General features: G+C 60.6%; 20 protein-coding genes. 15 read left to right on the forward strand and 5 right to left on the reverse strand.

Going from position 1 to position 25420, the window contains the following annotated elements:
- Window positions 1-8: 8 nt before the first annotated feature.
- The 3 genes from O8B93_RS05595 to tssH form a co-directional block, all read right to left on the reverse strand.
- Window positions 9-398 carry a Rap1a/Tai family immunity protein gene (locus O8B93_RS05595; protein ID WP_269708828.1) on the reverse strand — a complete coding sequence of 130 codons (390 nt, stop codon included), beginning with the start codon at window positions 396-398 and terminating at the stop codon, window positions 9-11.
- 106 nt (window positions 399-504) lie between these two features.
- Window positions 505-981: an Hcp family type VI secretion system effector gene (locus tag O8B93_RS05600; protein ID WP_003504561.1), complete on the reverse strand. Its 477-nt coding sequence runs from the start codon at window positions 979-981 to the stop codon at window positions 505-507.
- 57 nt (window positions 982-1038) lie between these two features.
- On the reverse strand, window positions 1039-3717 hold the full coding sequence (tssH, locus tag O8B93_RS05605) for a type VI secretion system ATPase TssH (RefSeq protein ID WP_269708834.1): 2679 nt from the start codon (window positions 3715-3717) through the stop codon (window positions 1039-1041).
- A 219-nt stretch (window positions 3718-3936) separates the two neighbouring features.
- Here tssH and tssA point away from each other — a divergent pair, with 219 nt between their 5' ends.
- From tssA to O8B93_RS05675, 14 genes are all read left to right on the forward strand, one after another.
- On the forward strand, window positions 3937-4992 hold the full coding sequence (gene tssA, locus O8B93_RS05610) for a type VI secretion system protein TssA (RefSeq protein ID WP_269708835.1): 1056 nt from the start codon (window positions 3937-3939) through the stop codon (window positions 4990-4992).
- A 65-nt stretch (window positions 4993-5057) separates the two neighbouring features.
- Complete coding sequence (tssB, locus tag O8B93_RS05615) at window positions 5058-5567, forward strand: type VI secretion system contractile sheath small subunit (protein ID WP_010973761.1); 510 nt, start codon at window positions 5058-5060, stop codon at window positions 5565-5567.
- A gap of 93 nt (window positions 5568-5660) precedes the next feature.
- A complete protein-coding gene (gene tssC, locus O8B93_RS05620; RefSeq protein ID WP_269708837.1) occupies window positions 5661-7142 on the forward strand; it encodes a type VI secretion system contractile sheath large subunit in 1482 nt (493 codons plus the stop codon).
- Between the two features lie 55 nt (window positions 7143-7197).
- Window positions 7198-8592 (forward strand): type VI secretion system contractile sheath large subunit, encoded by a 1395-nt coding sequence (gene tssC / locus O8B93_RS05625; RefSeq protein WP_269708838.1) that lies wholly within the window; start codon window positions 7198-7200, stop codon window positions 8590-8592.
- Window positions 8589-9413 (forward strand): type VI secretion system accessory protein TagJ, encoded by an 825-nt coding sequence (locus tag O8B93_RS05630; RefSeq protein WP_269708839.1) that lies wholly within the window; start codon window positions 8589-8591, stop codon window positions 9411-9413. Before tssC (O8B93_RS05625) ends, O8B93_RS05630 begins: the two co-directional genes overlap by 4 nt.
- Window positions 9406-9915, forward strand: coding sequence for a type VI secretion system baseplate subunit TssE (gene tssE / locus O8B93_RS05635; RefSeq protein ID WP_269708841.1), 510 nt, complete (start codon window positions 9406-9408; stop codon window positions 9913-9915). Before O8B93_RS05630 ends, tssE begins: the two co-directional genes overlap by 8 nt.
- On the forward strand, window positions 9908-11689 hold the full coding sequence (gene tssF, locus O8B93_RS05640) for a type VI secretion system baseplate subunit TssF (protein WP_269708842.1): 1782 nt from the start codon (window positions 9908-9910) through the stop codon (window positions 11687-11689). Before tssE ends, tssF begins: the two co-directional genes overlap by 8 nt.
- 9 nt (window positions 11690-11698) lie before the next feature.
- Entirely contained in the window at window positions 11699-12703 is a 1005-nt protein-coding gene (gene tssG, locus O8B93_RS05645; RefSeq protein ID WP_269708843.1) for a type VI secretion system baseplate subunit TssG, read from the forward strand.
- A 10-nt stretch (window positions 12704-12713) separates the two neighbouring features.
- Complete coding sequence (locus O8B93_RS05650; protein ID WP_269708844.1) at window positions 12714-13913, forward strand: type VI secretion system-associated FHA domain protein; 1200 nt, start codon at window positions 12714-12716, stop codon at window positions 13911-13913.
- Window positions 13903-15243, forward strand: a complete 1341-nt coding sequence (gene tssK / locus O8B93_RS05655; protein ID WP_269708845.1) for a type VI secretion system baseplate subunit TssK — start codon at window positions 13903-13905, stop codon at window positions 15241-15243. The genes O8B93_RS05650 and tssK overlap by 11 nt, the downstream gene beginning before the upstream one ends.
- A complete protein-coding gene (gene tssL / locus O8B93_RS05660; RefSeq protein ID WP_269708846.1) occupies window positions 15240-16745 on the forward strand; it encodes a type VI secretion system protein TssL, long form in 1506 nt (501 codons plus the stop codon). The genes tssK and tssL overlap by 4 nt, the downstream gene beginning before the upstream one ends.
- Entirely contained in the window at window positions 16742-20251 is a 3510-nt protein-coding gene (tssM, locus tag O8B93_RS05665; protein ID WP_269708847.1) for a type VI secretion system membrane subunit TssM, read from the forward strand. The genes tssL and tssM overlap by 4 nt, the downstream gene beginning before the upstream one ends.
- A gap of 82 nt (window positions 20252-20333) precedes the next feature.
- Window positions 20334-21749 carry a type VI secretion system-associated protein TagF gene (tagF, locus tag O8B93_RS05670; RefSeq protein WP_269708849.1) on the forward strand — a complete coding sequence of 472 codons (1416 nt, stop codon included), beginning with the start codon at window positions 20334-20336 and terminating at the stop codon, window positions 21747-21749.
- Window positions 21736-22641, forward strand: a complete 906-nt coding sequence (locus O8B93_RS05675; RefSeq protein WP_269708851.1) for a protein kinase domain-containing protein — start codon at window positions 21736-21738, stop codon at window positions 22639-22641. Before tagF ends, O8B93_RS05675 begins: the two co-directional genes overlap by 14 nt.
- Before the next feature lie 8 nt (window positions 22642-22649).
- On the opposite strand, the gene O8B93_RS05680 is transcribed toward O8B93_RS05675, so the two are convergent.
- Window positions 22650-23786 carry a polysaccharide biosynthesis/export family protein gene (locus O8B93_RS05680; RefSeq protein WP_269708853.1) on the reverse strand — a complete coding sequence of 379 codons (1137 nt, stop codon included), beginning with the start codon at window positions 23784-23786 and terminating at the stop codon, window positions 22650-22652.
- A 264-nt stretch (window positions 23787-24050) separates the two neighbouring features.
- Between O8B93_RS05680 and O8B93_RS05685 the strand changes: the two genes are divergently transcribed.
- On the forward strand, window positions 24051-24347 hold the full coding sequence (locus O8B93_RS05685) for a PRC-barrel domain-containing protein (RefSeq protein WP_269708855.1): 297 nt from the start codon (window positions 24051-24053) through the stop codon (window positions 24345-24347).
- 315 nt (window positions 24348-24662) lie between these two features.
- Here O8B93_RS05685 and O8B93_RS05690 read toward each other — a convergent pair whose 3' ends face one another.
- On the reverse strand, window positions 24663-25388 hold the full coding sequence (locus tag O8B93_RS05690; RefSeq protein WP_269708857.1) for an SDR family oxidoreductase: 726 nt from the start codon (window positions 25386-25388) through the stop codon (window positions 24663-24665).
- Window positions 25389-25420: the final 32 nt, after the last annotated feature.

A 25420-nucleotide genomic window follows, 5' to 3' on the forward strand; every position in this document is an offset into this window, starting at 1 on the left:
TCGTCCCACTAGTTACTTTTCTGCTCACAGGGAAAGGAGACCTTGAGCGCCTCCCGCACGAGAGTTGCTGCCTGTTCATCCAGTTTTTCCGCGGGCATATCGCTAAGATAGGTGTAGATCCGGTCGGTGAGTTCATGGGGCGCCACAGCACCCGCACCACACCAGTCCGATCCGCTTGTCAGATCGGCCACACCGGCGATATAGGCGCTCGATTTTGCGACGGAAACCAGCCGCCGCATCTCCGGATCGGATACTTCCGGAGCAAACTTCCCCTCGATGGCCTGCTTGAGTTCGGCACCGGAGAAGATCCATGTCCGTTCCGCCGCACCGGCCGGTGAAAGACCGGACAGGGCCAGAACAAATGGCATGGAGACAAAAACCGCATATAGGGAGCGCATGAAAACCCGCCTCGTCCAACGTGGATGAGAAACATCACGACGTGAGCTGCAAACTGCAATGAAAACGTTCCGGTGCCGGCAATGCCGGCACCGGGTCGCGTGGCTATCAAGCAGCCTTGGTCGTCGCCAGATCGTAGGAAGCGATCATCGGAGACTGCGGCGAGTTGTTGTCGTCGAACGGCGTGTACTTCACTTCCATTTTCGTGAAGTTGAGCTTGATGGTCTCCACCGGACGGTCACCGCTGGAATCCACCGAGTAGCTGGCGATAAGCGTGTTCGTCAGCAGGTATTCGATATAGGTGTTGCCCGGATTGCCGGTCGTCACCAGATGGATCGTTGCAAGCTTGCCGGTGCGGCCGGCGCAGGCTTCCTGGAAAAGCTTCGTGGAAGACGAATCGCTAACCTTTGTCAGAATGACTTCCGAAATGGTCGGCTCGGATGCTTCGCGGTTTGCAGCAGAACCAGCCGACGTGTTCATGTTGCGAGCCACATTCCAGTGAATGGCTTCAATATCCATCCACTTGCGATGTTCTTCATGGGTGGCGTCGCCCTGGATACCGTCAATCTGCAGATAAATTGGCATGCTGTAAGCTCCTGTAGCTGAAATGACCTCTTGCTTCGAGGCCGCGTTACCCTTCGTTTAATGCCGCATGCGTCGGGTAGCCCCATCCGACGCGGCAACTTCATCCACCCCAACCTCTTCGGTTATGGCGAATTCATCTGCTTCCCCAGCCGCTTCGGCACGAATGCCGAACCCGTTTTCACCAAAATCGACAACAATCTTCCCGACGCGTTCTCCCGCGATGACCTTCTCGAGGAAAAAGCTGGAAAGGGGCGGCAGGAGATCCTTGCCGATCATGATTTCGATGGCGCGTGCGCCGATTTCACTTGCACCGGCGCGCGCCACCAAGGCATCGCGCGCCGCATCGGACAATGTCAGGTCGGTGCCATATGTTGCGAGCACACGGTCCCTGATCTTGCCAATCTGCATGTCCACGATCCTTGCAAGCTCCTCCGTGCCGAGCGGCATGAAGGGCAGAATGATCGTGCGCCCGAGGAATGCGGGCTTGAACTGTTTGGTAAGCTCCGGCATCAGAAGCGCTTCCAGCGCCTCACCTTCCGGCATCGTGTCGGGATCGGCGGAAAGCGCCGACAGCAATTCCGAACCGGTATTGGCCGTCATGAAGATCGTAGTGTTCTTGAAATCGACGTCGCGGCCTTCGCCATCGCGAAGCACGCCTTTGTCGAACACCTGATAGAAAATATCCTGGACGCCGGGGTGAGCCTTGTCGATCTCATCGAGAAGCAGAACGCCGAACGGCCGGCGGCGCACCGCTTCCGTCAACACTCCACCTTCGCCGAAACCGACATAACCGGGCGGTGAGCCGAGAAGCAGCGAAACCTTATGCTCCTCCTTGAACTCCGACATGTTGATCGTCGTCAGATGGCTATTGCCGCCATAGAGCATATCCGCCAGCGACAGCGCCGTTTCGGTCTTGCCCGTTCCGGACATGCCGACAAGGAAAAACACGGCCGGCGGGCGGCGCGGATCGGACAATCCGGCACGGGCGGTGCGCATGGCATCGGCAATCCGGGTAATTGCGGCATCCTGCCCAACCACCCGCTGTCGCATGCGCGCATCCAGCGTGCGGGCGCTTTCGATCTGGTCCGCCAGAAGTTTGCCGAGCGGAATCCCGGTCCATCGCGAAACGACGGCAGCGATCGCTTCCCGATCAACCACTGTCGGCACAAGCCTTTCAGCATTTGCCGGCCGCATATCCGCGGCAGGCCGCAGGTGCGATACATTCGACGTGCCGGTTTCGGCCGTCTGCTCTGCACTAAGCGCCCCCAGTTCGGCCATTTCCGCGTCATAACGGCTGCGCAGATCATCGATCCCGCCCGCGAGCCGTTCAAGCTCGTCGCGTATCGATTGGATGCGGTTTTGCATGTCCGCATCCTGCGGTTCACGCAGAAGCCAGTTCAACTCGTCCGACAGAAGGCGCCGCTCGCTTTCCATGGCACGCAGCCGCTCCGGCAGGGTCTGGCGTGCCAGCGAAACGGCCGCGGCGGCGGTATCGAGCAGGCTGACCGCCTTGTCCGGCAATTGCCGAGCCGGCATATAGCGCGCGGATAATTGCACGGCAGCCACGATCGCCTCGTCACGAACGGTGACGTTGTGATGGCTGACGAAACTATCGGCCACACCGCGCAACATCCGTATCGCGGTCACCTCATCCGGCTCGCGCACATGCACGGGCTGGAAACGACGCGTCAGGGCGGCATCCTTCTCGAAATATTTCTTGTATTCGCTCCACGTCGTCGCCGCGACGGTCCGCACTTCGCCTCGTGCGAGTGCGGGTTTAAGAATATTCGCCGCATCACCCTGGCCCGCCGCACCACCCGCGCCGACAAGGCCATGGGCCTCATCGATAAACAGGATGACCGGTTCGGCCGAGCGCTTGACCGCATCGATCACGCCGTGCAGGCGCCGCTCGAACTCACCCTTCACGCCGGCACCGGCCTGCAGCAGCGAAATATCAAGGTTCAGCAGGCGGACATTGCGCAGTTTTTCCGGAACGTTGCCGGAGGCGATCTCCAGCGCCAGCGCTTCAGCGACCGCCGTTTTGCCAACGCCGGCCTCACCCACGAGAATGGGATTGTTCTGTCTGCGGCGCGTCAGAATATCAACGAGCTGGCGCAACTCATCATCGCGGCCGATAACGGGATCGACCTTGCCGTTACGGGCATCGGCGGTCATGTCCTGGGTGTAAAGGCGCAAGAAATCATTCTGGCCGGCGGCCTGTCCCGCACCCGCCTGCCCTGAGCCTGCCGGCGCGGAAGGAACATCCACGCTTGCACCATTGTCGGCTGAGCTGCGAAGACGCTCAAGCGCCGTGCGATCCATCGTCTTGAGAGACGGAAATGCCGAGCGGACGAAGGAGCGAAGTGAGGTTTCCTCATCCATCGCCAACAGGAGGTCGCAAAGCGTCACGCGGTCACGGCCAGCCTCCAGCGAAGCAAGAATCCATGCCTCCCGGGCTGCCGTGAGGATGTTCTGGGAGAGCGACAAAGCCTCGCCGTCGCCGATAATGGCCTCCCCCAGACTGCGGCCGATTTCAGCCTTCAGTACCGGAAGTGGAATTTTTAATTCCTCGAATGTTTCCGCATAGATACCGGCATCTACAACCGCCAGCAGCCAATGCGGGATATCCACGTACCTGTGCCCCATGCGCACCGCAATGGAAGCCGCAGCTTCAAGGGTAACGCGCAGGTCTGGCTCAAGCGCTCCAACGAGGCGATTGAGATCGATATGCGACATGCAATGAGCCTCCTGCCCGGTTCATTCCACAACGTGACGTGGAATAACTATGATGATGAAACCGGGTTGTCCACCCCGAAGTTTATTTTTTATCGGGTTAGATTAGACAATAGACGCCACAATTTAGACACATTTTGAATAAGTCTGTCTGATCAATAGCCTCACGTAAGGGAAGTAACTACGAAAAATCCATTACTATTTTCTGGGGATAGACTACTCTTGGATACGCAGCATGTTAAGAAAGATATAGAGTTTTTGGGGAATTGCGGAGATAACATCCGCAACGATTCAAGAACGCGTGAAATATACTATAGAATTAAGGACGAAAGAAACCAGGCACGGGCAGAAGAGCGGGCTGCGTCCCCTCAGGATAACCTGAAGATCTCCAACAGTTGGGACAGTGTCAGCAATCTTGGATTGCAGATTATATATTCCGAAAGCAAGGATGTTGAAATATTGGCATGGCTCGCGGAAGCAAGCCTGCGACTGCGCGGCTTCCATGGACTGCGCGAAATCTACGAGCTTTGTGGTGATCTTTTTTGCAACCACTGGGACTCGTTGCGCTCGATCAGCGATGATAATGACGAGGAAAAATTTGCACCTTTTGCGGGATTGAATGGCATTGGCAGCGAGGGGACACTTGTTCAGCCGCTCCGGCTCGCGTCATTGATCCCCGGAGGGAAATTCGGAGAACACAGTCTCTGGGATTTCCAGCTGGCGCAGCGTCCGAACGAGAGCAAACGCCGCGAAGAACTGTACCGGATAGCGTCCGAAGCCGGTGTTGCCGCCATGTCTTCCCATCTGGCGGCGGTGAATGCCTGTCTCTCCTCTTTTGACGCCATCACGGCCGTTCTTTCCGAACGTTGCGGCCAGGCCGCCCCCCCGAGTTCCAATATCCGCAACACGCTTATCGAAGCGGCCGCGGCAATTCGCACGCTGGGTGGGCGCGACCAGGAACCGGCACCGGTAGAACAGGCGCCGCCCATTGCTGCGGGCACCGATGAAAGCGGGCAGCCGGCCGTGCGGCCATCCCCGGCATCCCCGGAAGGCATATCTTCGCGCGATGAGGCGTTTGAAACTCTTCTTTCGGTTGCGCGTTACTTTCGCCGAACCGAACCGCACTCACCGATCTCGCTCTCCATCGAAACGCTGGTTCGCAGGGGGCGCATGGATTTTTCGGAACTGCTGGCGGAGCTTCTGCCGGAAGCGCAGGCCCGTAACGCCGTTCTGACGGCCGCCGGCATCAAACCCGGCGGAGACAATAACGGGAAATAAGCAACTCGGGGCGAGACGACGCCCCGCAACAGTCATCCATGCCAAGGGGCATCAAGGAGGTTGAAATGGCAAGTGTACATGAAAAGCTGGAGCGGGTTCGCAAACCACGCGTTCACATCAAATACGAAGTCGAAACCGAAGGCGCGATGGTGGTCAAGGAACTGCCTTTCGTGGTCGGCGTGCTCGGTGATTTCTCCGGCAATCCCACCCAGCCGCTCAAGCCGTTCGGCGAGCGCAAATTCGTTCAGATCGACCGCGACAATTTCGACGAAGTCATGCGCCGCATGACGCCGGGCCTCAACATTTCCGTTGCCAACACGCTGCAGAAAGACGGCACGGACATGCAGGTCAACCTCAAGTTCGAGAGCATGGACGATTTCGAACCCGGCGCCGTCGTGCAGCAGGTTCCGGCGCTCAAGGCGCTTCTGGATGCCCGCAACGAGCTGCGTGACCTGCTTTCCAAGGCCGACCGCTCGGAAGATCTGGAGCGGATGCTCGAAGATATTCTGCAGAACAAAACCGACCTCGCAACGCTGGTTTCCGAACTGAAGGAAAAGAACGGCGCGAGCGAATAATCGCCTGTGCGGAGGAGAACCTCCCCGAACGGCCCGTTAGGGCTTCAACTGTTCAAGCGGCATTTTCAAAGCCGCATGTGGAAGGACTGAAACATGAGCGCTGAAAGCCTGATGAAAAGCGAAGCACAGGCAACGACCGCCGAAGACCAGGGACTGCTGTCCAAGGTGGTTTCCGCAACCCGCCAGACCGAACCGGACCGCGCGCAGAACCTCCTGCGCACGCTGACCGATCAGGCGCTGAAGGGAACGGTCAAATATGACCGCAACCTCACCGTCACCCTCAACCATGCGATTGCCGAGCTGGACCGGACCATTTCCGAACAGCTCGCCGCCATCATGCAGGCGCCGGAATTCGCCAAGCTGGAAGGCACCTGGCGCGGGCTGAACTATCTCGTCAAGAATTCCGAGACGAGCGTCAACCTCAAGATCCGTGTGATGAATGCCGGCAAGCGGGAACTGGCTCGCGATCTGGAAAAGGCCGTCGAATTCGACCAGTCCCGCCTCTTCAAGGCGATCTACGAAGACGAATTCGGCACCCCCGGCGGCGAGCCGCTCGGCGCCATCATCGGTGACTATGAATTCGACAATTCCTTCGATGACGTGCAGCTGCTGCAGGGCGTCTCGTCGATTGCGGCGGCGGCTTTCGCACCATTCATCTCCGCTGCCAGCCCGCACATGTTCGGCTTCGAGGATTATCGCGATCTCGCCCGTCCGCGCGATCTGGAGAAGATTTTCGACACGGTGGAATATGCCAAGTGGCGCAGCTTCCGCGAAAGCGACGATTCCCGTTTCGTCACGCTCGCCTTGCCGCGTGTACTGGCCCGCATGCCCTATGGTCCGAAGACGAACCCCATCGATGATTTCGCCTATGACGAAACCAGGGGTGCGGTGAATGGCGACCTGCAGCATGACGAATATTGCTGGATGAACGCCGCCTATGTCATGGGCACCAAGCTGACCGACGCTTTTGTAAAGAGCGGCTGGTGCACGGCGATCCGTGGCGCGGAAAATGGCGGCCGGGTTGAAAACCTGCCCATGCATGTCTTCTCCAGCGACGACGGCGATCTCGACCTGAAATGCCCGACCGAAGTCGGCATTACCGACCGCCGCGATGCGGAACTCGGCAAGCTCGGCTTCCTGCCGCTCTGCCACTACAAGAACACGGATTATGCGGTGTTCTTCGGTGCCCAGACCGCGCACAAGCCGAAGCTTTACGACAAACCGGAAGCCACGGCCAACGCCGCCGTCTCGGCCCGCCTGCCCTACATCATGGCCACCTCGCGCTTCGCGCATTATCTCAAGGTCATGGGCCGCGACAAGATCGGCTCCTTCATGGAAGCGTCCGATTGCGAAGTCTGGCTCAACCGCTGGATCGCCAACTACGTCAACGCCAATGACGAGGCGGGCGAAGAAAGCCGGGCGAAATATCCGCTGCGCGATGCCAAGGTGACCGTGCAGGAAGTGCCCGGCAAACCCGGCGCCTATAATGCGGTCGCATGGATGCGGCCCTGGTTGCAGATGGAAGAACTGACGACCTCGCTGCGCATGGTCGCCCGTATTCCGTCCAAGAACTGAGCCCGGACCGGGGTGGTCCGCCACCCCGGCCCCGTTCATCACCCGGAGCCCGCTCATGGCGCATCTGTCCTTTCCGGACGCCCGCATTTTCGCCGACCAGCTCATCGCCCTCATCGACGATGCGCTGACCGGTCAGGTGAACGCCATTCTCCATCACCCTGATTTTCAGGCGATGGAGGCGAGATGGCGCGGGCTTGCCATGGTCGTGCGCGAGGCGGGCCGCAGCACCGACGTGAAGGTGAAACTGCTGAACGCCAGCTGGCGTGACCTTGCCCGGAACACGGAGCGCGCCACCGACTTCGACCAGAGCCATCTTTTCGAAGTCGTCTATAACCGCGAATTCGGCATGCCCGGCGGCGAACCGGTGGGACTGATGATCGGTGACTACGCCTTTTCTCCCGATGATCTTCAGGGTGCAGATTCCATCACCACGCTGTCGCAGATCGGGATGGTGGCCGCTGCGGCCTTCTGCCCTTTCGTGGCGGCGGCGGCACCTTCCGCCGTCGGCCTGCAGGATTTTTCCGAACTCAGCCGGGTTCACGACTTTTCCTCGCTGAAGCAGGATAAATCGCGGCTTCGCTGGAATGCGCTTCGCGCGCGCGATGATTCCCGCTTCGTCGGCCTTGTCGCGCCGCGTGTTTTGCTGCGCTCTCCCTACAGGCCCTATGCGCGTGAACGGGATGATGGATTTCCGTTCCGCGAACATGTGGCCGAAAGTGGCGATACACTCCTTTGGGGCAACGCCGCCTTCGCCTTTGCAACGGTGGTCGTGCGCAACTTCGTCGATTCCGGCTGGTTTGCGGATCTGCGCGGTGTGACACAGGACGCCGTGGATGGCGGCATGCTCTCGCCCCGGCAATTGCCGCCGTTCGATCTTGGCATCGAGAGCAACGGCCTTTCCGCCCAGCCGCCCGTCGAGGTACAACTGACGACGGGACAGGAACAGCAGTTTTCCGATCTCGGCATCGTGCCCGTCTCCACCACCTATCTTTCCGGCATGGCGATCTTCAACGCCAACCAGTCCCTGCATGCGCCCGGCCATTATTCAACCGAAGCGGCGAGGCAGAACGCCCGCCTTGCCGCCATGCTGCAATATGTGCTGTGCGCTTCCCGGTTCTCGCATTATCTCAAAGTCATCATGCGTGATGACATCGGCCAGCTGAGCGACGCCTCGACGATCGAGCGCAAACTGGAAAGCTGGCTATCCTCCTACACGCTCGGCAATGACGATGCGGAAGCGTCGTTGCGCACGCGCTATCCGCTGCGCTCTGCCGGGATCAATGTCTTCGAGGTTCCCGGCAAGCCCGGAACATTCTCCTGCACCGTGCGCCTCCAGCCGCATTTCCAGCTCGATGACGTCTCCACGAGCTTCCACCTCATTGCCGAAACCATGATACCGGCCACTGCCGCATCCCGGTCTTCCGCCGAGCCGCAAAGGATATCCGCATGACGCTGCGCGACGATATTTCCCGCCTCCTTGATGACAACCAGCTGCAAGACGCAATAGAGCTCGCGCGGGACCATGTGAAAGCCAGGCCGACCGACAAGGATGGCCGCCATTTCTACATCGACCTGCTGGTGCTTGCCGGCGACTATGAAAAGGCCGATGCACAGTGCAATCTGGCCGCAACATTTTCGCCGCAGGACAGCGTCGGCTTTTCCCTCTTTCGCCACCAGCTGCGCGCCATGGCCGCACGCAATGCGTGGTTCGAGAACGGTGCGGTGCCGGATTTCCCCGGCGGCCCCTCCGAGCTCGACCAGCTGGCCATCCGCGCGAATATTGCCGCTCGCAGCGGCGACGCGGATACCGCCAGAACCGCACTGGCTGAACTCGACGAAAAACGCGGCAATGTGCCGATCGGCCACGATGGCAGGAGCGCCGGTGACATCCGCGATCTGGACGACAGGATTCCGCATGCGCTGGAGGTCCTGACCAATGGCGGCCGCTACCTCTGGATCGATTACGGGCGCATCGAGAGTCTCAGCATCGACCCCATGAGCCGCCCGCGCGATCTCGCTTTTCGTGGTGCCGAACTGACGCTGCGTGACGGCGCGGTCGCATCCGTGCTGCTTCCGGCGATCTATCACGGCCCGGGAGATGATGTCGGACTCCTTCTCGGCCGGGAAACCCGCTGGAGCGGAGGCGACCAGCCGCTGGCGACCGGCTTCGGCCAACGCTGCCTGCTGATTGGCGACGATGTGGTGCCTTTCCACGAGATCGGCGCGCTTTCCGCGCTCTCCGACGAAGAGAGGCAGGTCGCCCGTGGTTGATCCGCTCGAGCAATATCGCGCACGGCAAAGGACGCTGTCGCGCTCCGTTCTGGACCGGCTGCTCGATGACGCACCGGATGCGGAAACGGACACGCTTGTCAGCCTGAAGGATCAGGCCAGCGAGATGCGCGAGGTGATCCGCCGCGATCTCGAGGCATTGCTCAATACCCGCCGTAACCCCGCCGGCCCGCCGGCCGCGTTGAAGGAATTGGCAGATGCGCTGGTGAGCTATGGCGTGGACGGCATTCTTTCGGCCAATCTCGTGACGGATGCCTCCAAGGCGCAGCTCGCACGCAGCATCGAGCGGCGGATTTCCCTGTTCGAAACCCGCCTTGCCGATGTGCATGTGACCATCCTGAAGAACCGCACGGATGGCGACCGGGCGCTTCGCATGCGCATACAGGCAAGCTTCCGTCTTCAGGAAGGCATGCCGCCGATCAGCTTTGAATCCCGGATCGATCCGTCCACGCAACGTTTCCTGGTGGAGGCGACGAATGGCTGACGGCTTCCTCGAAAAATACAATGACGAGCTTTTCGCGCTGCGAAAACGCGCATCCCGCTTTGCGGCGGCGTTTCCGAAGATCGCCGGCAGGCTGCGCATGACCGGCGATGTCGCCGACGATCCGCATGTCGAGCGGCTGATCCAGAGCTTTGCCTATTCCGCCGCCCGCGTGCGCCAGAAACTGGATGACGAATTTCCGGAACTGTCGGACAGCCTGCTGGAAACGCTCTATCCGCATTATCTTGCGCCGATCCCGTCCATGAGCGTCGTGCAATTCGCTCCGAGCCCGGCTCTGGCGACCGTCCAGACGCTTGCCCGTCACAGCGAAATCCTCGCCGAACCGGTGGGCGGCGAAAGCTGCCGTTTCCGCACCACGCAGGAGGTGGAGATCGCGCCACTGCAGATCGCAGCAGCGACGCTTGCCGGCCAGCCGATCGATGCGCCTTTTTCGGCATCCTTTGCCGGCACGGCCAGCTGCCTGCGGCTTTCGTTGCGCAGCACGGCACCGCGCGGCGGCACATTCCCGGAAATGGGACTGACGAAACTCCAGATATTCCTGTCCGCCGCATGGCAGCAGGCGACAGCACTTTACGAGCTTTTGACCAACCATTGCGTCGGCATGGCGCTTGCCCGTCATTCCGAGGACAAGGAAGCCATCTTCCTGCCGGCCGGCAATCTCAGGCCTTCCGGCTTCACCCGCGATCAGGCCATGCTGCCCTATCCGGCCAACAGCTTTGACGGATACCGGCTTCTCACCGAATTCTTCGCGCTGCCACAGAAGTTTCTCTTTCTCGATATTGACGGGCTGCACAGATGGAGCGGCGGTGATTGCGAGCTTTATATCTACCTGGATGCCGCCGATGCGCAGCTTGAGCGCATGGTGTCGGTCAAGGATTTCGTGCTGAACGCCTCTCCGATCATCAACCTCTTCAAGCAAAGCTGCGAACCGCTCAGCCTGGATGGAACCCGGACCGAATACCGCCTGCTGCCGGATGCACGGCGGCAGCGGACCCGTGAGATATACGCGGTCGAAAACGTCCAGCTGACCAGCCGTTCCGGGCAGAGCGAGAAAACCTCTCCCTTCTTCGGCCGCACCCAGCGCAACAATGGTGCGAATGTGTTCTGGCAGATCCAGCGGCGCTTCGACGACGACGGCTCATCCGATACCGACATCGCCTTCGTGGACGAAAAGCGCGGACCGCTGGGGCCGCTTGACGTGGTGGCGAGCATCGACACGCTCTGTATCAACCGCGAGCTGCCGAGCCAGCTTCCGTTTGGCGGCGGGCATCCCTTCCTGCAGCTTTCGACCGGCAATGAAGCGGTGAAATCGGTCCATGCGCTGATGCCGCCGACGGCGGCGATCCGCGTCAACGAACGCTCGGCGCGCGAGTGGCGGCTGATATCGCATCTTCTGCTCAACCATCTTTCCCTCACCGATAGCGGCGGCGCACCGCTGAAGGATATTCTGTCGCTTTATTCCTTCCGGGACAGCCCGGAAACCCGGCAGCTCGTGGAGGCGATCAGCAAGGTCGAAGCGCAGAATTCCCACGCCCGCATCGGCGCAACGATGGTACCCGGCACCGACATAACCGTGGAGTTCGATCCCGCGCTGATAGCACGGCCTGCGGCATTTGTATTCGCCGGCGTCCTCAACCATTTCTTCGGGCTTTACACCTCGATCAACAGCTTCACGCGGCTGACGGCGACGATGCGTGGCCATTCCAAACCAATTGCCCGCTGGCCGGCCCGCGCCGCTGACCGGCCGTTGCTCTAGGAGATCGGGATGGACCAGCAAATGCCAACCATGAAAGACCGGCAGGCCGCGCTTCTCAGCGACGATCCCGGCCGTTTTGAACCTGCCACCGCTTTTCGCGTCGCCCAATTCGTCGCGGCAGATGACGGGGTCGTCATCGGTGCGCATGGCGGCACACAGCCAACGCCGCTCGCGGTCAGCGGTTTTAATCACAAGCGCGGCCATGCCGAACTGAAATCCGCCTTCGCCCCGATCGTCGGGCCGCTTGGCTCGCTGCCGCCGGCCTATGGCGAATTGCTGCAACGGGAAGAACGCAATCGTTCCGGGCCGCTCGCAAGCTTCTTTAATCTGTTCGCGGCAAGGTTCAGCGAGCTTTTCGTCTCCGCAACGGAGAAATATCGCCTCGCAAGAGGCCTGCGCTGGTCGGCCAGGGAACAGGACAATGGCTTTCGCAAAACCCTGCTGGCGCTGACGGGGTTCAGGACGACGGGACTGGTGCAGAAGGCCGGCGTTGCCGAAGACACGCTTCTGCGTTTCAGCGGGCTGTTGGCCAGCCGCAACCGCAATGTCAGCGCGCTCACCTCCATGTTGTGCGAGTTTACCGCGCTTCCGGTTACGGTCGAACAGTTTCGGCGGCGCTGGGTGGCTTTGCCGCTTCACGAACAAAGCCAACTCGGGCAAGCCTCCGGACTGAGGCTGGGGCAGAACACGACGGCAGGAAGCGCTGTCGAAGATATGAGCGGCGGCTTCCGGGTCGTGATCGGCCCCGTCGGCTATGCCGATTATCTGGCCTTGACGCCCGGATCGAAACGACTTGCGGAAATATTCGCGCTGACGCGTCTGTTCGTTGGCAGCGCGCTGCATTTCGATGTGCAGGTGATCCTGAAAAAGGAGGACATTCCCTTTTGCCGCCTCGGCCAGTCCGACGCGCCCGCCCGTCTCGGCTGGAACAGCTGGGCTCGCGTGGCACCCGCAGAAAAAGACAGCGCCGACGCTGTAGTGACCGAGCGGGAAGGCTCGGCGATTTCCGTGTGAGGGCCAGGACATGAAGCTTGCACTCAAGGACACACGGAACATCGGGGCGGGAAAAGCCGGCCAGTGGAGCTTCGAGCGGGGCCGCCGCGCAATTGGTCGGTCTCGTGATTGCGACTGGCAGATCGATGACAACGAGCGGCGCGTTTCCAAGCTGCATTGCACGCTGAGCCGCGATGGCGAAGGTTTCATCATCCTTGACCAGAGCGCAAATGGCACGCTGGTCGATGGCCACCTGTTGCTTGAGGGCGAAAGCGCGCGTCTTCGGGACGGTTCGCAGATCAATATCGGCGGACAGATTTTCGAGGTCGCCATCAGCGGCAATGCGGAGCTTGATTTTTCCGATCCCGACGCCTCGTTGAAGATGAGTGACGAGCCGCTGACCATTTCGGCGATCCTTGCCGATATCGCCCCGAACGGCCGTTCGGCCGGCGGCCTGCTGGGCAACACCGCCACCGCCGATGACTGGCCGGAAACACGGCGCGAGGGCCCGGGCCGCAAGGCGAAGTCCATTTCGCGCAACGTCGAGATCGGCTGGAACGAACCGCCCTCGGCACAGGGAATCGGCACTGTTCTGCCTGATGACTGGGATGCAGAGCCTGCTGCAAGCAGTGAACACGAGCACACCGATGCGCTGAACACGCCGGTCATGATCTCACGTCCGGTCTCGGCTCCGCATGTCGGGGATTTCGACAGCGTTTTCCCGGATGCGGACGAAGACCCGAGCCGGCAGGACAGATTGCCCGCGAACACGGCTACCGTACAGGAAATCGGCGATCTTCTGACGGCATTGGAAAGGGAAAGTGCCGATTGCATGGCCATTCTCGACATAGAGAGCGATCATGCCGGCCAAGGCCCGGTACCATCCCTCAGCGAGCGGATGGGAACGCTCATTGGCCAGCAACGGCGTCTTGCCGCCGCGCTCGAAACCCTGATGCACAGCTGCACGCAGAAACTCGAGCCCCGGCTTCTTGAGGCCGCTGTCGATGCCGGCAACGATTTTCGCGCGAAGATCGGGCGCAGGGACTGGCGGGGGCTGGTCATGAAGACCGACTACTGGTCGGCTTACAAAAAACAATTCGAAGAAAACGGCCGTCCATTGCCGGTCAGGCAGTTCCTCCAGCGGGCGGCGCGTGGTGAAGCCGCGCCCGCACGGGAGACTGACGCGGCCACGGCCGATGCCAAGGGGGTAAACAACCACGATGAGACATGAGAACCGTGTTGCCTGGAGCGAAGGCATGTTTCTTCGCGTTCAGCATTTTCAGCAATCCGACCGCTGGACCGAACGCCTGGTGCGCAACACCACGCGCAACCTTTCACCCTACCCCTGGGGCATCGCCGAGATCGGGGTCGACCGCAGCGCATTGTCGATAGGACAATTCGCGCTGTCGAACCTGCGCGGTGTGCTTCCCGATGGAACGCCCTTCGAGGCCCCTGAGGATTCCGACCTGCCTCCGCCGCTCGATCTCGATGAAAGCGTCAAGAACGCCATCATCTATCTTGCCCTGCCGGCCCGGCAGCCGGGCAAGGCGGATATGTCCGCCAGCGGCCGCAATGACACGAACAATGTGCGCTTCACCGCCTCGAGCTATGAAGTCACTGACACCAATATCGAGACGGATTTCGTGGCCCCGATCGATGTCGGCCGTCTCAGCCTGAAATTCCTCAAAACCGGTGACGATCTTTCCGGTTACGATCTCATCGGGCTGGCGCGGGTGATCGAAGTCCGCTCCGACCGTGCGGTCATTCTTGATCCGGATTTCATTCCTCCAAGCCTCAGCTGTGCAGCCGCGCCCCGCCTCTACGAATTGCTGACGGAGCTTCTGGGGATCGTCCGCCACCGCGCCCAGGCGATTGCCGAACGCATCGGCGATCCGACGATCCGGGGAACGGCGGAAGTGGGCGATTATTTCCTGCTGCAGATTCTCAACCGGGCCGATCCGCTGCTCGCGCACCGCGGTGCCAACGCCACACGTTTTCACCCCATCCGCTTTTATGAAGACTGCATCCAGCTTGCCGGAGAGCTTGCCACCTTCACCACGGACAGGAAGCGGGCAACGGATTTCCCGCCCTATCGACACGAAGATCTGAAGGCCACCTTCGGTGCTGTTTTTGATGATCTGCGCACCTCGCTGTCAGCGGTTCTGGAACAGGCAGCCGTGGCAATCGAACTGGTGGAACGCCGCCATGGCGTCCGCGTCGGCACCATCCACGACCGCACGCTTCTGCGCGATGCCGGTTTCGTGCTGGCCGTGCGGGCGGATATGGCCGCCGAGGATATTCGCCGCCGCCTGCCGGCACAGATCAAGGTCGGACCGGTGGAACGGATTTCCGAACTGGTCAATGTGGCGCTGCCGGGCATTCCCGTGCGGTCCCTGCCGGTCCTGCCGCGGCAATTGCCCTATCGATCCGGCACCGTTTATTTCGAGATCGACACGCAGTCGCCACTCTGGAAACAGCTTGATACCTCAGGTGCCATTGCCCTGCATCTGGCGGGCGAGTTCCCCGGGCTTGAAATGGAAATGTGGGCGTTACGCGAATGAGCACGGAAAACCCCTCTTCCTGGCAGGATTTACCGACGGTTGTCGAGATCACCGAGGAAAGCCGCCGGCGCAACCAGAACGCCCGCAACATGGCGGCGATCCTCGAAGACATCGTCGAGACCGACGAGCAGGCCCGCCCCGCCAGGGGGAAAGTGGCCACCCTGCCGGTCGAGCAATTGCTGACCGGTTTCCACTTCGGCGGAGAGGAGGTGCCGACACTTGTTCAATCGGCGGCTCCCCTTCTCAACCTCGCACATCTGCTGCGTTTCAGCGATGCCGAGCCAGAACCCGACCAGCTTCGCCGCGCCTGCGTTGAGGCGATCACCCGTTACGAGCGCGATCTCGCTTCCGCCCGCATCAGCCCCGAGCGGGCAAGAGCGGCGCATTACGTCGTCTGCGCAACGGTGGATGATGTCGTTCTCAGCAAGCCCTGGGGTGTGCGTGCAGGCTGGGCGCGCTCCGGCCTCGTTTCCACCTTCCACAATGATGTCACCGGTGGCGACCGGGTTTTCGATATTCTCGACCATTTCCACCAGTCGCCCGGCGCCAACAAGGATCTGCTGCTGCTGATCTATCTGTGCCTGTCGCTGGCTTTTGAAGGGCGCACCCGCGTTTCATCGAAAGGGGCACTGGAGCTTTCACGCATCCGCGATAGCCTCTACAAGACGCTGATCGGCCAATATGGCGCCTTCGAGCGGGAGCTTTCTCCACATTGGAAAGGCGTCGATGCCCGGCATACGCCCTTGCGCACGATGACCGCGCTCTGGACCCTGCTGTCGTTGATGGCACTCGCCTTCGCACTTGGTTATCTCTTCTTCACGCTATCGCTCAACACCGCATCCGATGTCACTTTCGAAAGGCTTGCCCATCTGCCGCCGAACGAGACGCCGAGCGTGCTGATAGCAACCCCGCCGCCCCAGCCACCGGCGCAAGTCGAAATTCCCAGGGTTGTCGAGCCCCCGAAGACGGTGGAGCCGAGACAACCTTCCCGGCTTGAAAAGCTGATGGCCTTCCTGCAGCCGGAAGTCGACAAGAAGCTTGTGACCCTTGCGGATGTGAACGGACGGCTGCGGGTTCGCATCAACAATTCGGGCCTGTTCACGACAGGCAGCGCCGATGTCAGCCCGCAATTCCGCGATCTCATCCAGCGCATCGGCGGTGCGCTTGCGGCTGAAAAATTCCGCGCCGTCGTCATCGGCTATACGGACACCGTGCCGATCAAAACGGTGGAGTTTCCCTCGAACTGGCACCTTTCCGAAGCGCGCGCCAAGGCGGTCGGAGACATTCTTTCGCAATTCACCGGCCCTGACGCGATCCTGACCGAAGGCCGGGCCGACAGCGACCCGATCGCCGATAACAAAACGGAAGAAGGCCGCCAGATAAACCGCAGAACAGAAATCATGGTCCTGACCAATCCCGATGAAAAACTGAGCGACGCCGGCATTCTCTCGCCGACCATAGAGAACAGTTCGGGACAGCAGCCGGGAGAGGCGCAGCCATGAATCCATTGAGCTATTTTTATACGATCCGTTCCTATGTCGAGAGCTATGCGGCCCTCGTCGGCCGGCGTTTCCTCTCGCTTTTATGGGTGATCGCGCTCTGCGTCGTCATCTGGTTCTACGGCTATCTGATCGCGCTCGGCGATTTCAAACCGCTTGGAACGGTGCAGGCGCGGCTCATCGCCATCGGCATCATCGTCGCCGTCTGGCTGGTCTACATCATCGTCACGATCTACCGCGGCCGTAAACAGGACAAGGAACTCGTCGACAGTATCGAGCGTGAGGCGCTGGCCAATCGGCAGGCGGAAATCGGCGAAATTCAGACCCGCCTGAAAGAGGCGCTCGCGCTCCTGCGGCGGGTTACAAAAAAGCGCTTCGGTTACATTTACGACCTGCCCTGGTACGTGATCTTCGGCGCACCCGGCTCCGGCAAGACGACGGCGCTCACCAATTCCGGCCTGCAATTTCCGCTTGGCGATGCGCTCGGCGAAAATGCGCTGAAGGGCATCGGCGGTACGCGTAACTGCAACTGGTGGTTCGCCGACGAGGCGATCCTGATCGACACCGCCGGCCGCTATACCACGCAGGACGATCTCGACGGCTCCTCGAAAGCTGGATGGGAAGGTTTTCTTGGCCTTTTGAGGCGGTATCGCCGTTCGCAGCCGATCAACGGCGCATTGGTCACCCTGTCCATTCCCGATCTGCTCAACCGCGATCCCGAAGAACAGCGGCAGGAACTGCGCTCCATCCGCCAGCGTCTTTCGGAACTTGACGAATATCTGCATGCCCGCGTTCCGGTCTATATCGTCCTGACGAAAGCCGACCTGCTGCATGGTTTCGTGGAATTCTTCGATGGTTTCAACAAGACCGACCGACAGCAGGTGTGGGGCACGACCTTCAAGCTGGATGAGAGCTACTCCGCCGAAAACCTGCCGCAGCGTCTGACGGAAGAATTCGAACTGCTGCAGCAGCGGGTTGATGCCATGCTGATCGAGCGCCTGCAGCAGGAGCAGAATGCGGAGATACGCGGACGCATCTTCCGTTTCCCGGCCGAACTCGCGCGGCTGAAAGACCGGCTCCATGAGGCCCTGGCCGAACTTTGCGCAAGTTCGCCTCTCATCGAGGCACCGCTTCTGCGCGGCGTTTATTTCGCGTCGGGAACGCAGCCGGAAAAGGAAAAATCTCCCGCAGCACCCAGAATCCGCCGCAGCTATTTCCTGTCGCGGCTGTTCAAGGACGTCATCTTCCCCGAAGCCGCGCTGGTGATGCGTGACAAGCGGCTTTCCCGGCGGCAATTGCTGGTGCGGCGCATTGCTTATGCCGTATCCGCCGCGGCGGTCGCCATCGTCTTCACTGGCTGGATTTTCACCTATTTCGCCAATACGCAGGCGCTGGCCGAAGCGGATCGCAAACTTGGCGCTTATGAGCAGCTCGTTCAGGGAATTCCCGTGCGCGAGGTCGCGGATGCCGATTTCCTGCGCATCCTCCCCGCGCTCGACAATCTGCGCGATGTCAATTCCGGCTTTGCCCGCGAACGCGTGTGGAATGTCAGCTTCGGTCTCGATCAGGAAGACAAGATTGCCGGCCGGCAGCGTGACGCCTATCAGCGCGCGCTCAACGCCCTTCTGCTGCCGCGCATGATCGTACAGCTACAAAAGCAGCTGAAGGATGAAAAGGATGTCACCCGCACCTTCAATTCTCTGAAACTCTATGGGATGCTGGGCGGAATGGGTGCGTTGGATCGCGATTTCCTGACCGTGCAGACACATCAGATGTTCGCATCCCTTTATCCCGGCGACGGACGGGCGGCAGCGAGAGAGGCGCTTGACCAGCACGCAAAGGCGCTCGCCGACGGCGTGCTCGCCCCGATCGAGCTCGATGCGCGGCTCATCGCCACCGCCCGCGAAACGATCCGCGATCAGGCGATCGGCACACGCGCCTATGATATTCTCGCCGGCCTTCCGCAAGTGCGGGAATTGATGGAATGGACACCCGCCACGGCTTTCGGCCCGCTGGGGGAGCGTGCTTTCGAGCGTCGCAGCAAAGCGCCGATGGCTGAGGGGATAGAGGGCCTCTTCACCGCGGATGGGTATCGCCGCGTCGTCATTCCGCAGGTCGCGCATGCGGCCCGCGTCGCGCTTTCCGAAGACTGGGTGCGCGGTTCTGACGATGCCATCAAGGGTGCCACTGTCGAGCAGGTGGCACAGGCCGCGCTACAGATCTATTTCGACCGGTTCGAGAAAATATGGGCCGACACGCTGTCCGATCTACGTGTCAAACCATCCCAGAGCCTGGGGGACGCGGTGGAGACGACCCGTGCCCTTGCCAATGAGCGCAACATTCTTGCGGAAGCCGCCAAATCGATAGCGGAGGCAACCGATCTGCGCCTCGGCGCGGGAGCAAATCCGACCAGCCTCGCCTCCGCCACCGCCTCCGCCACCGCCACCGCCACCGAAAGTGATGCAACGGCGGCCGTTCTTGCCGCCACCGTGAGTGCGGCGGATCCCTATGCGAGATTGCGCGACATGCTGGCGGCAAAAGGCGCGGCGGCGGCCAGCGAACAGGCCAATGGCGGAAAGGCCGGAGGCTCACCGAGAGAACAGCTGCTCGCAAATTTCAAGATGCTGAACGAACAGCTCGCCCGCTCGGCCACCACCTCCGATGAGGTCGCCAAGGTGTTCGACGTGGACAGCCAGCTCACCAAGGCCAATCAGGATCTATTGCAGCAGGCACGTGAATTGCCGGCACCGCTCGACGTCTGGGTCGCAGGCGTGGCGGCGGATGTCGGCTCGCTCGCGGTCAAGTCCGCACGCAGCCGCATCGCAGAACTCTGGACGGCCGATTCAGCCTCCCTGTGCTCCTCGGTCGTGACCGGTCGTTATCCTTTCGACCGGACCTCCTCCCGCGATGTCGCCATTGCGGATTTCACGCGCCTCTTCGGGCCGGCGGGGGTTTTCCAGAGCTTCTTCAAACAGCGCATGGAACCGTTTGTCGACAAAACGACGACCCCGTGGAGCTGGAAGGGCACCTTCGGTGCTACCGGCATTCCCAGCAGCGCCGTCGCCCAGTTCGAAAATGCCGACAAGATTTCACGCGCCTTTTTCCCGAATGGCAGCGAAACGCCGACGGTTTCGATCAATGTCAAACCCGTCTCGCTAACCAATGCCTCCAGCGCGGTGATGCTGGAAATCGAAGGCGAGCGGGTGGTTTATTACCATGGCCCGATCCAGGCGAAATCGATCACCTGGCCCTCGCGCGAAAACACGGCAAGCCTGTCGCGCATCGCCTTCCAGCCGGGCGGCTGGCAGCAGGCGAAGACCGAAAATGGCGACTGGTCGCCCTTCCGGCTGTTTGACGGTGCGAATATCGAAAACCAGTCGGGCGAGCTGTTGCGGGTGCGGTTTGAAAATGGCGGCCAGGCTGCCGAATTCGATATTCAGTTCGGCTCGGTTCTCAATCCATTCAAGCTGGATGCGATTGCCAGCTTCGCCTGCCCTGCGCAGTTCTAGTGACGGAACGAGGCGGTGGTGTTTCAAAAGAGGGGATTATGATGAAGGCAAGCACGAAAAACACCTTGGGCAATCGCAACTGATGGCCGATCAGGCATCGAGGCTTACGCAAACAGCGGCAGAGAGCGATCGCATCGGTTTCTTCGGCAAGCTCCCCAGCCATGGCGATTTCATCTCCGATGGGCTCGAGCGGGAACTGATTGGTACCTTCGACGACTGGATGCGATCGGGCATGCACGCCTGTGCGGATATGTTTGCAGGCCGATGGCCCGAAATATTCTCGTCGTCGCCGCCCATACGCTTCATCGTCGAAAGCGGCATATGGGGAAACTCCGCCTATGCCGGCGTGCTGGTGCCGAGCGCCGACCGGGTGGGGCGTAAATATCCGCTTGCCATTATCGCCCAGCTCAACGGCTTCCGTAGACATCCGCGAACACTCTATCTCGACGACACCTGGTTCATGGCCGTAGAGGCATTGGCCGAGACATCGATGACCGGCGATTTCGACATGTCCCGGTTTAATGCCTCGATCAAGAAACTGCGTCTGCCGAAGCCGCGGGAAGAGGATGACGCGCCGGAAATGGTGCGCAGCCGCACACCGACGAGCCTCTGGTGGCACATCGATCCCGTCAGCCGCCGCGCGCGCGGCCTCAAATTCGACGGCAAGCCGAAAGCGTCCGATTTCCTGCGCCTCTTCAGCGACATGACAGGCAAAGGCGACGAGGACGGTTCAGCGTCAGCGCCGGCTCCATCAAGGGCACAGGAGAAGACAAAACAGCAAATGCCGCCCGTGGCACCCGCGCCAGCACCGCCAGCAGAGCAGCCGTCATCTGTCATCTACAGCTATGCCACACATCCGGGAACGCGGCTTTCCCTGAATGCGGACGCGCTATTCGTTTCCCAGACGCCTTCCCTCTTCGCCATAGCGGATGGACAGGGCGATACGCATAGCGCCGCGGAGGCCGCGCGCCTCGCCACGAATATTCTCGCCGAAACGCCAGATGCCGAAAACCCGGAGATGATGGCACAGCAGATCAGGGGAAAGCTCGGCACGGTCAACAGCCTGCTCCTTTCCCGCCAGGCGACCGGTGCGGATGGCAGGCCGACGGCCAGCGTCGTCATAGCCTCGATCATCGCCCGCAGGCTGAGCGTCCTGTGGTCCGGTGATGCGCGCGCCTATCTCCTGAAAAACGGCACCATGCACCAGCTGTCGCGCGATCACGTCGTTGTCGGCATGAAAAAACAGCTCTCGCAATGTGTCGGCCTTTCCCAGCAATTCCGACCGGACATCGTCTTTGATGAGTGGGGTTTGCAGGACAGGCTGCTGCTGTGCAGCTACCCGCTGGTGCAAATCCTCCGAGAACGCGCCATTGCCGAGATCGTCTTCAACACCCCGGTCAAGGATTGCGCCAATGTCCTGGTCCAGGAAGCGCTGATCGAAAACGCCCGCGAGAATGTCAGCACCATCGTGATTGGAAACCGGCGTGAGCAAGGCTAGACATCCACTTGATGAGCCTGCCTATCCGGAGGTCGCAGCGCGTTTTTCCGACCTGTGGCGGAGCATTCGCCATGATGGCACGCGGGAAAGAAGCGATCAGGAGCAAAAAGACCTGATCGACCAGATCCGAAATGCGCTGGATCGAAAAACACCTGATGTTTCCGGCGAAAAACCGGTCTGGATCGCGGACAGCTTTGCCGTAAATTGCAAAGCTTACCAGAGCGAGACGACACTTCTGCTGCAATTGCGCCACCGCGATCTCGGTTCGCTGCACGCGCTGAAAACCGTTCCACCAGGCAGTCGTGACGACGCCGTTCTGCTGCAACGCTTGAGGGACGAGGCCGAGATCGGGCTCGCGCTGCGCCATCCCTGCCTTGCGGAAACATCCGCGTTTCTGCGGCTGCCAGACGGCCGGCCGGGCCTGTTACAGCCATGGTTCGCGCACTCACTGGCATTGATCGTATCTACACAACCGATTACCGCCTCGCAGGCGAGCGTGATCCTTCGCCGCGTGCTGGAAGGGTTGAGTGTCATGCATGCATTTGGATATGTGCATTGCGATGTCACGCCAGCCAATATTCTGCTGGCGGAGGGTAGCTTCGAAACGGCGAGGCTGGGTGATTTCGGCATCGCCCTGCGGATCGGCCACAAACACGCGGAACAGGGCCTGCACTTTGCCGCCTCGCCTGAATTTGCGTCACCGGAACAGAGGCAAGGCGCACCCGCAAAGCCGGATCACGACGTATATGCCGTGGGACGGCTCGCCCGGCGGCTGATCGCCACGGATGAGGCGCAGTTACCGCAACGCCTCGCAGATTTTGCGCAGGCCTGTTGTCATGACGATCCTGCCCTACGCCCGCAAACGGCGACGGAAGCGCTACAGCTTCTGTAGCACGGGTGTCAGTTGCCACTGCCGGGAAGCGGGGCTGCCGCCGTCGGCACACTCTTCTGGAACACGGTCAGCAGCTTGGCGGAATCCACCAGCGGTGCATTGCTGGCATAAAGCACGTCGCCCTTCTGCATCTGGAAGAGCTGCATGAGTGCAATGCTCGAAGCATCGCGCATGTTGACGTGATAAATCACCGGCCGCATGCTGGTGGCCGTCGCTACCGGGCCTTTCGCGCCCGCTGCCGTTGCAGACGGAACCTGAATGATCTCGTTGCGGAATACATAGACATTGCGCGCATCGGCGCGGTCATCCAGCAAACCGCCGGCGCGGCCGACAGCCTGCGCCAGGGTCAGCTTTCCGGCCTCGAACTGGAATTCACCGGCGCTCTTGAAGGCGCCAAGCGCCGTGTAACTTGCCGCATCGCCATCGATCATGATCTGATCATCCGGTGAAAGGCGGATGTTCTGACGGTCTTCCCGCATGACGCGGTCAAGCGGCGCGCTGGCTCTCTGCGAGCCGCGAACGACCGTGACGTTGACCGCGCCCGGAGCGACAGTCGGACCGCCAGCCTGATTGAGCGCGTCGAGCACCCGCTCCTGACGGGCGGTGAGCACGATTTTTCCGGGGGTCTTCACCGCACCGCTGAGCATGACGGCGCTCGTCGGCTTGTCGACGACGGTGACCACGGCCTGCGGGTTCACGGCAGAGCCCTTGAGCCCGGCGACGACCTGGGATTGCAGCCCTTCGGGCGTGGAATCAATAACCCTCTGCTTGCCGACGAAGGGAATATTGACTGAACCGCTTTGATCGACGGTAAAGCGGCCGAGATTGAGGGTCTTGCTCTGCGTCGGGGAGAAAAGACCGTCTTCACCCGTATCCAGCACGGTGATGTCGATCACGTCGCCACGCCGCAGTCTCTGGGCGTTGTAACCGGTGTTGCGAAGCGCGGTGAGGCCGGGACCGGATGCGCTTTGCAGGCTGCCGGCGGAGACCGTGGCCGCCGGTGCATTGGCCAGTTCGATGACGGGGATTTTCTCGTTGGTTCGAGGGAAGGTAGCAGACCGGATATTGCCCGCGGTCGGCCCGTCAGATGGCTTTGCACAGGCGCTCAAAAGAGCCATCAGCAAAACCGTACCCAACTTTTTCATCCCTCATCCCCTCGATGATTCAACCTGACGCAGAGATAACATCCCGACACGTCATCGCAACAACTTTAGCGGTTGCAATTTAGCGAAAACTTGTCTTCCAAAGAAAAGGTGTGACCATTCCGCAACCTTTTCCGAAGCGTTACCTCGCCAACCCCAACAATGCACCGATGAGAAATAACCCGCCTCCGCCGACTGCAATATTGGATGGAACGGTTTTGCAGTGCGGGAGTTTGTCTTGTGCAACCCAAGACAGGAGGAAGAACAATGGACCATACCAATCACGTACGCCTGGTTGAAACGGAACTCACCACCTCGGTGCTCGAAGGAGCAACCGTTTATGGCGCAGACGACCACAAGGTCGGCAAGGTCGACCATGTCCATGGTGTTGGAGCCGGCAGCACCGCGATCATCGATGTCGGCGGCTTTCTTGGCATCGGCGCGAAGCCGGTCGCCGTGCCGCTCAGCGATCTCGATTTCATGCGGGATGAGGACGGTGATGTCCACGCGGTTACGTCATGGACGAAGGATCAGTTGAAGGACATGCCCGAACATCGTCACTGAACCCCTGCCACCACACTTCATCAACGCCCGGCCATGTGCCGGGCGTTCGTTTATAGGGGTCGCTCCCCGCCCCCACTCCGCTTCCGCCGCCAAATGGAACGCATGCGCCTATTAGACATTTTCCATGACGCGCAATAATTGGTTGCAAGGCATTCAAGGGGCAACAATTGAACAGTCGAGTTCAGGCCAGCCTGCTGAGCATTGACGACGTAACCGTCATCGATGACGAGAAGGTTGCGCGGCAGTGCATCTTGCACGCCACGCATTCGTTTTAGCGGATTTCAGCGATCCGATTTAAGACCAGCTGGACCCATCTCAAACGGCGAGGAAACCGCCATCAACAGGCAATACGGCGCCGGAAATCATCTTGCTGTCGTCAGATAGCAGCAGCGCGATGCTCTGTGCCACCTCTTCCGCTTCCGCAAAGCGGTTGAGCGGATGACGAACCATCATCGGCTGGCTCTTCTGGGGATCATTCCACGCTTCGGCGGCGAGTTCAGTCAACGTAATGGTGGGCGCGACGGCGTTGACGCGGATACCGTGCGCGCCAAGCTCCTTGGCGAGAACACGGGTTGCACCTTCAAGCCCGGCCTTCGACGCCGCATAACAAAGATGATCCTGAAAACCGCGATGGCCGGCGATGGAGGTGATGTTGACGATGGCGCCACCGCCGCCCTTTGCGACACGAGCGCGGGCGAATTCCTGGCAGGTGACGAGCGCGGCGCGCAGGTTGATGCCGAGAACGGCTTCATAACCCGCATCGCTCATGTCGAGCACGCTTTCCAGCACATTGATGCCGGCACTGTTGATCAGGAAGTCGCACGGGCCAGCTTCCGCCATGGCGGCACGGGTGGCGGCAACATCGGCAAGATCGACGCGGATCGAACGGCCACCGATTTCGCTTTTCAGGCTGTCGAGATCGGACTGCGTGCGGCTGATCGCCACCACTTCCGCACCGCGTAAGGCCATCAGCTGCGCACAGGCGCGGCCGATACCTTTTCCTGCGCCGGTGATGATGACGGACTTTCCGGAAAACTGCATGGAATCCTCGTTATTTTGCGGCCAATACGGCC

It is taken from the genome of Martinezella rhizogenes (genome assembly GCF_027460065.1).
Classification (GTDB): Bacteria; Pseudomonadota; Alphaproteobacteria; order Rhizobiales; family Rhizobiaceae; genus Agrobacterium; species Agrobacterium rhizogenes_C.